Source organism: Mesorhizobium sp. M0715 (genome assembly GCF_040320355.1).
Classification (GTDB): Bacteria; Pseudomonadota; Alphaproteobacteria; order Rhizobiales; family Rhizobiaceae; genus Mesorhizobium.
In genome coordinates this window covers 1-9,112 of the sequence record NZ_JAMYPL010000055.1, presented here as the reverse complement: position 1 = coordinate 9,112, position 9,112 = coordinate 1, and the positions used below count along the sequence as shown (strand labels likewise).

11 protein-coding genes are annotated in these 9,112 nt (G+C 63.0%); 9 read left to right on the top strand and 2 right to left on the bottom strand.

Annotation, left to right across the window (positions count from 1 at the left end; genetic code table 11):
• Positions 1-305 precede the first annotated feature (305 nt).
• From NKI21_RS32010 to NKI21_RS31975, 8 genes are all read left to right on the top strand, one after another.
• Positions 306-713 carry an endonuclease domain-containing protein gene (locus tag NKI21_RS32010; protein ID WP_023812896.1) on the top strand — a complete coding sequence of 136 codons (408 nt, stop codon included), beginning with the start codon at positions 306-308 and terminating at the stop codon, positions 711-713.
• Positions 710-1,096: a VOC family protein gene (locus NKI21_RS32005; protein ID WP_023812897.1), complete on the top strand. Its 387-nt coding sequence runs from the start codon at positions 710-712 to the stop codon at positions 1,094-1,096. Before NKI21_RS32010 ends, NKI21_RS32005 begins: the two co-directional genes overlap by 4 nt.
• A 6-nt stretch (positions 1,097-1,102) precedes the next feature.
• Positions 1,103-1,594, top strand: coding sequence for a GFA family protein (locus tag NKI21_RS32000; protein ID WP_023812898.1), 492 nt, complete (start codon positions 1,103-1,105; stop codon positions 1,592-1,594).
• The gene (locus NKI21_RS31995; RefSeq protein WP_023812899.1) at positions 1,591-2,067 is read left to right on the top strand and encodes a GFA family protein; all 477 of its coding nucleotides are present in this window, start codon (positions 1,591-1,593) and stop codon (positions 2,065-2,067) included. The genes NKI21_RS32000 and NKI21_RS31995 overlap by 4 nt, the downstream gene beginning before the upstream one ends.
• Positions 2,064-3,023: a prolyl aminopeptidase gene (pip, locus tag NKI21_RS31990; RefSeq protein ID WP_023812900.1), complete on the top strand. Its 960-nt coding sequence runs from the start codon at positions 2,064-2,066 to the stop codon at positions 3,021-3,023. Before NKI21_RS31995 ends, pip begins: the two co-directional genes overlap by 4 nt.
• Positions 3,024-3,220: 197 nt before the next feature.
• A complete protein-coding gene (gene cimA / locus NKI21_RS31985; protein ID WP_352609793.1) occupies positions 3,221-4,837 on the top strand; it encodes a citramalate synthase in 1,617 nt (538 codons plus the stop codon).
• A gap of 83 nt (positions 4,838-4,920) precedes the next feature.
• On the top strand, positions 4,921-5,847 hold the full coding sequence (rarD, locus tag NKI21_RS31980; protein ID WP_023812902.1) for an EamA family transporter RarD: 927 nt from the start codon (positions 4,921-4,923) through the stop codon (positions 5,845-5,847).
• 9 nt (positions 5,848-5,856) lie between these two features.
• A complete protein-coding gene (locus NKI21_RS31975; protein ID WP_023812903.1) occupies positions 5,857-6,543 on the top strand; it encodes a glutathione S-transferase family protein in 687 nt (228 codons plus the stop codon).
• 16 nt (positions 6,544-6,559) lie between these two features.
• Here NKI21_RS31975 and NKI21_RS31970 read toward each other — a convergent pair whose 3' ends face one another.
• Positions 6,560-7,558: a transporter gene (locus NKI21_RS31970; RefSeq protein ID WP_352443247.1), complete on the bottom strand. Its 999-nt coding sequence runs from the start codon at positions 7,556-7,558 to the stop codon at positions 6,560-6,562.
• Between the two features lie 179 nt (positions 7,559-7,737).
• Complete coding sequence (locus NKI21_RS31965) at positions 7,738-8,028, bottom strand: muconolactone Delta-isomerase family protein (RefSeq protein ID WP_128303053.1); 291 nt, start codon at positions 8,026-8,028, stop codon at positions 7,738-7,740.
• Between the two features lie 108 nt (positions 8,029-8,136).
• Between NKI21_RS31965 and NKI21_RS31960 the strand changes: the two genes are divergently transcribed.
• A complete protein-coding gene (locus NKI21_RS31960; RefSeq protein WP_023812906.1) occupies positions 8,137-9,021 on the top strand; it encodes a LysR substrate-binding domain-containing protein in 885 nt (294 codons plus the stop codon).
• Positions 9,022-9,112 lie beyond the last annotated feature (91 nt).

Genomic DNA, 9,112 nt, shown 5'->3' with positions numbered 1-9,112 from the left:
CCGGCCTCAAACCCGAGCCGCAAGGCACCCCACATTGGCCTGACCCTCCCTCCTTGCCCCTATAACTTAATAACGCAACGGGCCCCTTGCGGGGGAGATGTCCGGCAGGACAGAGGGGGGTGTGAAGGAACGCCATCGTTTCTGTTTGCCTACCCTCGTTTCGACCGTTTCCTGAGAAGGCAGCGGTCTCCAATTGATAAGCGGGCGGGACAGCACCCCCCTCTGCCCTGCCGGGCATCTCCCCCGCAAGGGGGGAGATCAGCCCTCGTCGCCGATTTCGCTAATCACCGGCGAAGGGGTGTTTGATGGGACACGATCTCGTTCCGCAACGACACCGCCGGAATGCAAAATCCATGCGTCGCGTCATGACCGATGCGGAGTTGAAACTTTGGAATGAGTTGCGTGCTCACCAGCTTATGGGGATGAGCTTTCGACGGCAGGTGCCGATCGGACCTTATATCGTTGACTTTGCTTGCTCGGCCTATCGTCTCATCGTCGAGGTAGACGGCAGCCAGCATGCGGATAGCGAAAATCTACAACAAGACGAGACACGCAGCGCATATTTTAAGAGCAGTGGCTGGACCATCCTGCGCTTCTGGAACGACGACGTCATTCGCGATATCGACAATGTCTGCCAGCACATCGTCATCGAGGCCGGCCTGGCCGCTGCCGAAGTGCTGGCGATCGAACCAGCTAGGGAGGCAATTTCATGATAGACCATCTTGGCATCACCGTTGCCGATTTCGATGCTTCGAAGGCTTTCTATGACAAGGCGATGGCGCCGCTTGGTGCAGCGCTCCTCTACATGGTGCCGCTGGAATACACCGGCGGCGCCAAGGTCGGCGGCTATGGCCGTGACCGGCCGGTGTTCTGGCTGAGTTCGGCCAAGGACAAGCCCAGGGATCACCAGCACGTCGCCTTCACCGCGCGCAGCCGCGCCGAGGTCGATGCCTTCCACGCAGCGGCACTTGCTGCCGGTGGCAAGGACAATGGCGGGCCGGGCCTGCGCCGGCATTATCACCCGAACTACTATGGCGCCTTCGTCTTCGATCCCGACGGCAACAATGTCGAAGCCGTCTGCCATGCGCCGGAGTGAGCCGAGATGAGCCTCGACAACCGGCCGATCTACACCGGCGGCTGCCAGTGCGGCGCGGTGCGCTTTCGCGTTGAAGGCGCGCTCGGCGACGCTTCGGTCTGCCATTGCCGCATGTGCCAGAAGGCGTTCGGCTCGTTCTATGCGCCGCTGGTTTCGGTGCGTGGCGCCCGGCTCGACTGGACGCGCGGCGAGCCGAAATACTTCCGCTCCTCCAACCATGTCGATCGCGGTTTTTGCGCCGATTGCGGCACGCCGCTGACCTTCACCGCGCCGGACGGCGTTGGCCTCGCCATCGGCGCGTTCGACAATCCGGCGGAGATCGTGCCGCTGATCCAATGGGGTGTCGAGGCAAAGCTGCCTTATGTCGATACGATCCCGCAATTGCCGGGCGAGGAGACGATGGCCGACGTGTCGTCGGCCTCTTATCTGGCCGATCTCGTCTCCTACCAGCATCCGGACCACGACACCGAACAATGGCCGCCGAAGGAAAGACCATGACCGAGACAGTAAGAACTGGCGGCTGCCAATGCGGCGCCGTGCGTTTCCGCATTCATGGGGCGCTCGGCCGTCCCTCGATCTGCCATTGCCGGATGTGCCAGAAGCAGTTCGGCTCGTTCTTCGGTGCGCTGGTCACGGTGCCCAGGGATGGCGTCAAATGGACCCATGAAGAGCCAAGCTATTTCCAGTCGTCGGTCAACATCGATCGTGGTTTCTGCGCCCGCTGCGGGACGCCGCTGACCTACCGGCAGCCCGGTGGACTTGAGATCGCTATCGGTGCCTTCGACGACCGCTCAGATCTCGCCCCGCAGATCCAGGTCAACTACGCCGCGCGGCTGCCCTGGGTGGAGACGATCTTCGATCAGCCCGTCCACCAGGATCCCGACTACTATAACAGGCAGGAATCCATCATCTCCTTCCAGCACCCCGACCATGAAACAGCGGACTGGCCGACCAAAGGTTTGCAACTATGAGCAGTCAATTGCGTACCCTCTATCCCGAGATCGAGGCCTTCGAGTCCGGCATGCTCGATGTCGGCGACGGCCATCAGGTCTACTGGGAACGTTCCGGCACCAAAGGCGCCAAACCGGCGGTGTTTCTGCATGGCGGGCCGGGCGGCACCATCTCGCCAAAGCACCGGCGGCTGTTCGACCCGAAGCTCTACGATGTCATCCTGTTCGATCAACGCGGCTGCGGAAAATCGACGCCCAATGCCTCGCTCGAAGCCAACACGACCTGGCACCTGGTCGCCGACATCGAACGCCTGCGCGAAATGGCCGGCTTCGACAAATGGCTGGTGTTCGGCGGCTCCTGGGGGTCGACGCTGGCGCTCGCCTATGCCGAAACGCACCCCGAACGCGTCAGTGAGTTGGTGGTACGCGGCATCTACACGCTGACACGTGCGGAACTCGAATGGTACTATCAGTTCGGCGTCTCGGAAATGTTCCCGGACAAATGGGAGCGCTTTCTGGCGCCGGTCCCGGAGGCCGAGCGCGGCGACATGATGGCTGCCTACCGCAAGCGGCTGGTCGGCACGGATCGCAAGGCGCAGATCGAAGCCGCCCGCGCCTGGAGCCTGTGGGAGGGCGAAACGATCACGCTGTTGCCGGAACCGGAGACCAGTGGACCGTTTGGTGAGGACGACTATGCCATTGCCTTCGCCCGCATCGAAAACCACTATTTCGTCCATGCCGGCTGGCTTGAGGAAGGGCAGCTGCTGCGCGACGCGCACAAGCTGAGCGACATTCCCGGCACCATCGTCCATGGCCGCTACGACATGCCGTGCCCGGCGCGCTATGCCTGGGCGCTGCACAAGGCCTGGCCGAAGGCGGATTTCCATCTGATCGAGGGCGCCGGTCATGCTTATTCGGAGCCGGGGATTCTGGATCAACTGATCCGGGCGACGGATCGGTTTGCAGGGAAGATATAGTCGATGCACGGCGATCCTTCACACCCCCCTCTGTCCTACCGGACATCTCCCCCGCAAGGGGGGAGATTGGATGTCGCCTTCGCTTTCGCCAATCGCCGACGATGCAGGACCAGCGCTATCGTCAAAGCTGCCGATCTCCCCCCTTGCGGGGGAGATGGCCGGCAGGCCACAGGGGGGTGCTCAAGCACCTTGCTGTCATGAAAAAGGAAAGACTGTTCCTCTTCGACACCACCTTGCGCGATGGCCAGCAGACGCCGGGCATAGACTTTTCCGTCGAGGACAAGATCGCTATCGCGAAACTGCTCGACGCTTTCGGCCTCGATTATGTCGAAGGTGGCTATCCCGGCGCCAACCCGACCGACACAGCCTTCTTCCAGGAGAAACGTACGTCGCGCGCCAAATTCGTCGCCTTCGGCATGACCAAACGGGCTGGGGTGTCAGCTTCCAACGATCCCGGCCTTGCGTCACTCGTGCAATCCAAGTCGGATGCCATCTGCTTCGTCGCCAAGAGTTGGGACTACCATGTCCGTGTCGCGCTCGGCTGCACCAATGAGGAGAACCTCGACGCCATCAAGGCCTCCGTCGAGGCGGCGATCGCCGCCGGCAAGGAGGCGTTGGTCGATTGCGAGCATTTTTTCGACGGCTTCAAGGCCAATCCCGATTATGCGCTGGCCTGCGCCAGGACCGCCTGTGATGCCGGCGCGCGCTGGGTGGTGCTGTGCGACACCAATGGTGGCACGCAACCCTCGGAAGTCCGCGCCATCGTCGAGAAGGTTATTTCATCAGGTATTTCAGGCGATTATCTCGGCATCCATGCTCATGACGACACCGGCCAGGCAGTGGCGAATTCCCTCGCCGCTGTCGAGGCCGGCGTGCGCCAGATCCAGGGCACGCTCAACGGCATCGGCGAGCGCTGCGGCAACGCCAATTTGATCTCGATCGTACCAACGCTGGCGTTGAAACCGGCCTTCGCCGATCGTTTCGAGACGGGCATTTCGGCTGAGGCGCTGACCGGCATTTCGCGCCTGTCCCGCGCCTTCGACGAACTCCTGAACCGCGCCCCGGAAGCGCAAGCGCCCTATGTCGGGGCCTCTGCTTTCGCCACCAAGGCGGGCATCCATGCCTCCGCGCTGGCCAAGGAGCCGGCGACCTATGAGCATGTGCCCCCGGAAACGGTCGGCAACCGCCGCCGCGTCATGGTTTCGGACCAGGGCGGCAAGGCCAATTTCCTCGCCGAGTTGAAGCGGCGCGGCATCGACGTGCCGAAAGATGATCACCGGCTCGACGCGCTGATATCAGTGGTCAAGGAGCGCGAGGCCGAGGGCTACGCCTATGAGGGCGCCGATGCCAGCTTCGAGCTCCTGGCACGCAAGATGCTGCACGGCCTACCGGAGTTCTTCAACGTCACCTCGTTCCGCTGCATGGTCGAGCGCCGCTTCGACGCCAACGGCCAGCTGAAGACGGTCTCCGAAGCGATCGTCAAGGTGGTGGTCGACGGCGAGGAGAAGATGTCGGTGGCCGAGGGGCATGGCCCGGTCAACGCACTCGACATCGCGCTGCGCAAGGACCTTGGCAAGTTCCAGAGCGAGATCGCCGACATGGAACTGGCCGACTTCAAGGTGCGTATCCTCAATGGCGGCACCGAGGCGATCACCCGCGTTCTGATCGAATCGCATGACGGCACCGGCGCGCGCTGGTGGACGGTCGGCGTTTCCGAAAACATCATCGACGCCTCGTTCCAAGCGCTGATGGATTCCATCGTCTACAAGCTGATGAAGAACCGCGAGATGGCCGGACTGGTGGCCGCCGAATAGGGTTGAACCATCAGCGAAAGTCCATTGATCCATCAGAACTTTGCGATGGTCTTGCCAAGGTGGCTGGGCCATAGCGTTGGCCCATGGCCACTGAAACAATCACCCTGGATGCGGATTCCAAGGCCCGTCGCGGCTTCCTGCTGGCACTGGGGGCCTATCTGCTATGGGGGCTGCTGCCTTTTTACATGAAGGCGGTCGCTCATCTGCCGCTCGCCGAAGTCATTGCCCATCGCATCGTCTGGTCGGTGCCGATCGCCGCCGCCGTCCTGATCTGGGCCGGCCGCACGGCGGATTTCAAGGCGGCACTGCGTTCGCCGCGCACCATCGCCATGGCCGCGCTGACGGCTGCGCTGATTTCGGTCAACTGGGGCATCTATGTCTGGGCGATTGCCGTCGACCGCACTGTCGAGACCGCGCTCGGCTACTACATCAATCCACTGGTCAGCGTCGTTGTCGGCGCGCTGCTGCTTGCCGAGCGCCTCGACCGGCTGCAGATCGCGGCGGTGGTGCTGGCGGCCGTCGCGGTCGCGGTGCTGACCATCGAGGGCGGCAAGCTGCCCTGGGTGTCGCTGGCGTTGGCTTTTTCCTTCGCCGCCTACGGCTTCTTCCGCAAGACGCTGCCGATCGGACCGAGCCAGGGATTTTTGCTCGAAGTGCTTCTGCTGTCGGTGCCGGCACTTGGCTACATCGTTTATCTCATCGCGACCGGGCAGGACCACATCGTATCCAGCAGCGGTGCCGATAGGGCGCTGCTGATCGGCTGCGGTCCAGTCACGTCGATACCGCTGCTGCTGTTCGCCTTCGGCGCCAAGCTGCTGCGCCTGTCAACCATCGGCATCATGCAATATATCGCGCCGACCATGGTGTTCCTGATCGCCGTTCTGATCTTCGACGAGCCTTTCGGCACCACCCAGGCGATTGCGTTCGCGCTGATCTGGGCGGCCTTGGCGGTCTATTCCTGGTCGATGTTGACGACAGCGCGCCGCGCCGCGCCGCAGCCCGCACGGTAAGGAGTTTCGATGTACCTGCTGCATATCGCCAACAAGAACTATTCCTCATGGTCGCTGCGGCCCTGGGTGTTGATGCGCGCGCTGGATATCCCATTCGAGGAGCGGCTGACGCCATTCCCGACCGCATCGAGCTGGGAACTCTACCGGTCGTTTTCGCCCAGCGGCCGGGTGCCGTGCCTGATCGAGGACGGCTGGGCGGTCTGGGATTCGCTGGCCATCGTCGAATATCTGGCCGAACGCCACCATGGCGTGTGGCCCGTCGAAGCCAAGGCGCGCGCCTGGGCACGCTCGGCCGCCGCCGAGATGCATTCGAGCTTCACCGCATTGCGCGGGGCATGCCCGATGAGTTGCGGCGTGCGGGTAAAGCCGTTCCCGATGTCCGATGGGCTGAAGCAGGACCTTTTCCGCCTCGGTGACCTCTGGAATGATGGTCTTGCCCGTTTCGGCGGGCCGTTTCTGGCCGGCGCTCATTTCACCGCCGTCGACGCTTTCTTTGCTCCGGTGGCGTTCCGCGCCCAGTCCTATGGGCTCCCCTTCGAGGGTGCGGCTGCGGCTTATCCGGCGCAATTGCTTGCTCTACCGGCGATGCGCGAATGGTATGCGGCTGGCCTTGCCGAAATCTGGCGCGAGTCCGATCACGAAGCGGAAGTGGCCGCCGCCGGCACAGTCATCGAGGATCTTCGCGCCACGGCGTGATAGCCGCCGGCGGGTGCTACATCTGTCCGAGCCGCCTGACAAAGAGATAGGTCGCTCCCGCGATTACCATCGCTACCGCCGTCACCACCCAGAAGCCCATTGGCGTGTCGACCAGCGGCAGGCCGCCGACATTCATGCCGAACAGGCCGGAGATGATGGTCATCGGCAACAGCACCGCCGTCATCACCGACAGTACGTACAGCAGCCGGTTCGACTGCGTTGTCAGCTTGGCCATCAGCTCGTCTTGCAAAAGCCGGGCGCGGGCCTGCAACTGCTCGCCGTCATAGTGCAGCGTCTGCGCACGATGCGACAGCCGCGCCGCCATGTCGTTGATGGAATCCGGCAGGTCGTTGCGGTGCGAATGGTCGAGATGGCGAAACAGATTGGTCAGCGTCGCCATCTGCCGGTGGATCACCACCAGGTGCCGGCGCGCGTCGACCAGCGCCTGCCGCTCATTGTGCCATGCGTCGCAGACGATGCGATCCTCGATGCCGTCGAGACTGTCGCCAAGTGCCGCAAGTTCGGCCACCATGCCGTCGAACGACTGGCCGACGACCGCCTCGATCAGCGCGGCCGGCGAGCGGAGTTTGCGCGATCCGTTCTCGATCGCCTTGCGGATGTTATCGACAGACTGCAGCGGCTGCTTGCGGGCGCCGACCAGCATGGTGTCGTTGAGGGCGAAGCGGAAATGGCCAAGTCCGCCCGTTTCCGCCGAATAGTCATGGCGCAGATCCGGCAGGTCGCCATAGAGCCAGTCGTCCTCGAGGTCGATGTGGCAGCCATGGCTGGCGGACAGGAAAGCTTCACGCACCGGTGCCGGCAAAGCCTGATCGGTGCCGATCTCATGGCGAGCGCGCATGTCGGAAAGCTGGTAGCTGCGCCATGTCCAGTGCGCGGCGGCGGCGTCCCTGGTTCGCACGCCCTCAGCGGTGAAGTGATAGATGAAGAACAATCCGTGCTCGTCGGGCAGGTAGGGCGACAGGTCGGTGCCTTCCGGGGCGACAGTGATATCCATGGGGGCGGTGCCAGATGCATGTTCCGAAGATGGCACCGCACGGCGGCTGCCTGGCCTTGATTTCTAGCACGAGCGAACCCGGTTCCGTGTGACGGTTTCTTGACAGCCGATCACGGTCTGTCGATCACCTACGTCAATCCGGTGGTGACGGCCTTCGCCACCCCCGGATTGTGTCCCTGTCAGTGCTTCGGGCCGAAGCCGGGGTAGGGCTTTAGGGATACGATTGCGGCAATGTCCATCATGCCGGCCTTGACCAACGGCAAGGTGGCGAGGTGGGCGCGAACCTCTGCATCATCGGCTGCCTCGAACATCATGCCGCTGCCCGGGATGTCGCCTCGGTTCCACATCTGGCGTACCGCGCCTTCGGCATAGAGCGTGCGCCGCTGTTCGGCTTCGCCGGGTAGAAGCGGAGCGAAATCGGCATCGGCAAATTTTTCGGTGTTGCGGGTGAGAAGGGCAAAGAACTGCATGGCGGTCTCCTTTGGTTGGAATGGCCGAATTATCGCTCCCGCCGGTCAGACTGTCCAAGACTGGTTAGGCTAAAGTTGAGACCTGGGGGGACTGGAGCCCGGAGAAAAATGTTCGATCTGCGTCAGCTCCGCTATTTCGTCACCGTCGCCGAAACCGGCAATGTCGGGCGCGCCGCCGAAATGCTGCATATTTCTCAGTCGCCACTCAGCCGGCAGATCATCCAGCTCGAGGAGCAACTCGGCGTCGCTTTGTTCGAACGGGCAAAGCAGCGGGTCCACCTCAACGCCGAGGGCCGCGCCTTCCTCGTCGAAGCCCGCGCGCTGCTGTCCAATGCGCGACGTTTGGAGCAGTTCGGCCGCAACCTGGCCAGCGGCGCCGTCGGCCGGCTCGCCATCGGCTATGTCGAAGGCGCCGTTCATGCCGGGCTTGTCGCTGGGATGCTGCGCCAGTTCCGTCGCGACCGGCCGGATTTCCACCTGCAGCTGAGAAGCCTGCGTTCGGCGGCGCAGTTGGAAGGGCTACGGCAGCGGTCGCTGGATCTGGGCTTTGTCTACTCGCCGCCAGCCGATGATGACCCGGATGTCGCCGCGATAGCGCTGCGGCATGAGCCGCTGGTGCTGGCGATCCCCGAAGATGATCCGCTTGCTGAAGTGCCAGAGATTGGGCCCGACCACCTTGACGGTCGCACCTGGATCACCGTCGTGCGCCAGCCGGACGACACCAATCGCGGCCAGTTCCTTGCCGCCTGCGCCAAGGCCGGCTTTCTGCCCGACATCGCCTATGAGACGGCGGACCCGCTGACCTCGCTCGGCCTTGTCAGCGCCGGTCTCGGCCTTGCGACGGTGCAAGCCAGCCTGCGTGTCGCTGCGCCGCCGCGGATCGTATTTCGCGACCTGCCGTGGTTCGACCGCACGGTCTCCATCTATCTCGCCTGGCGGCGTCATGACCGACGGGCGGTGATTGCCGATTTGCGGCAGGCAGCTGAGGAATAGGGGAATAGGGGAATAGGGGAATAGGGGAATAGGGTAATAGGGGAATAGGTGAGTAGGTGAATTGGGGTATAGGGGAATACGGGATTAGGTC